At 53.3% G+C, this 1631-nt stretch carries 1 rRNA gene; it reads left to right on the forward strand.

Going from position 1 to position 1631, the window contains the following annotated elements:
- Positions 1-29: 29 nt before the first annotated feature.
- Positions 30-1604 (forward strand): 16S ribosomal RNA (locus tag IV45_RS00005).
- The last annotated feature ends 27 nt before the right edge of the window (positions 1605-1631 follow it).

The following is a 1631-nucleotide window of genomic DNA, read 5'->3' on the forward strand; positions in this document are numbered from 1 at the left end:
TTTTTGAGAGCTATCTCAAATTCTTATTTTTACATGAGAGTTTGATCCTGGCTCAGGATGAACGCCGGCGGTGTGCCTAATACATGCAAGTCGAACGCGTTGGCCCAACTGATTGACGGTGCTTGCACCTGATTGACGTTGGATTACCAACGAGTGGCGGACGGGTGAGTAACACGTAGGCAACCTGCCCAGAAGCGGGGGACAACATTTGGAAACAAGTGCTAATACCGCATAAATCCTCAAACCGCATGGTTTGAGGCTGAAAGATGGTTTCGGCTATCACTTCTGGATGGGCCTGCGGCGCATTAGCTTGTTGGTGGGGTAACGGCCTACCAAGGCTATGATGCGTAGCCGAGTTGAGAGACTGATCGGCCACAATGGAACTGAGACACGGTCCATACTCCTACGGGAGGCAGCAGTAGGGAATCTTCCACAATGGGCGCAAGCCTGATGGAGCAACACCGCGTGAGTGAAGAAGGGTTTCGGCTCGTAAAGCTCTGTTGTTGAAGAAGAACGTGCGTGAGAGTAACTGTTCACGCAGTGACGGTATTCAACCAGAAAGTCACGGCTAACTACGTGCCAGCAGCCGCGGTAATACGTAGGTGGCAAGCGTTATCCGGATTTATTGGGCGTAAAGCGAGCGCAGGCGGTTTGCTAAGTCTGATGTGAAAGCCTTCGGCTTAACCGGAGAAGTGCATCGGAAACTGGCTAACTTGAGTGCAGAAGAGGACAGTGGAACTCCATGTGTAGCGGTGGAATGCGTAGATATATGGAAGAACACCAGTGGCGAAGGCGGCTGTCTGGTCTGCAACTGACGCTGAGGCTCGAAAGCATGGGTAGCGAACAGGATTAGATACCCTGGTAGTCCATGCCGTAAACGATGAGTGCTAGGTGTTGGAGGGTTTCCGCCCTTCAGTGCCGCAGCTAACGCATTAAGCACTCCGCCTGGGGAGTACGACCGCAAGGTTGAAACTCAAAGGAATTGACGGGGGCCCGCACAAGCGGTGGAGCATGTGGTTTAATTCGAAGCTACGCGAAGAACCTTACCAGGTCTTGACATCTTGCGCTAACCTCAGAGATGAGGCGTTCCCTTCGGGGACGCAATGACAGGTGGTGCATGGTCGTCGTCAGCTCGTGTCGTGAGATGTTGGGTTAAGTCCCGCAACGAGCGCAACCCTTGTTACTAGTTGCCAGCATTCAGTTGGGCACTCTAGTGAGACTGCCGGTGACAAACCGGAGGAAGGTGGGGACGACGTCAGATCATCATGCCCCTTATGACCTGGGCTACACACGTGCTACAATGGGCGATACAACGAGCTGCAAACCCGCGAGGGTAAGCTAATCTCTTAAAATCGTTCTCAGTTCGGACTGTAGTCTGCAACCCGACTACACGAAGTCGGAATCGCTAGTAATCGCGGATCAGCATGCCGCGGTGAATACGTTCCCGGGCCTTGTACACACCGCCCGTCACACCATGGAAGTTTGCAATGCCCAAAGCCGGTGGCCGAACCTTCGGGACGGAGCCGTCTAAGGCAGGGCAGATGACTGGGGTGAAGTCGTAACAAGGTAGCCGTAGGAGAACCTGCGGCTGGATCACCTCCTTTCTAAGGAATAAAACGGAAACCTACACA

This window comes from Limosilactobacillus secaliphilus, from assembly GCF_001437055.1.
Classification (GTDB): domain Bacteria; phylum Bacillota; class Bacilli; order Lactobacillales; family Lactobacillaceae; genus Limosilactobacillus; species Limosilactobacillus secaliphilus.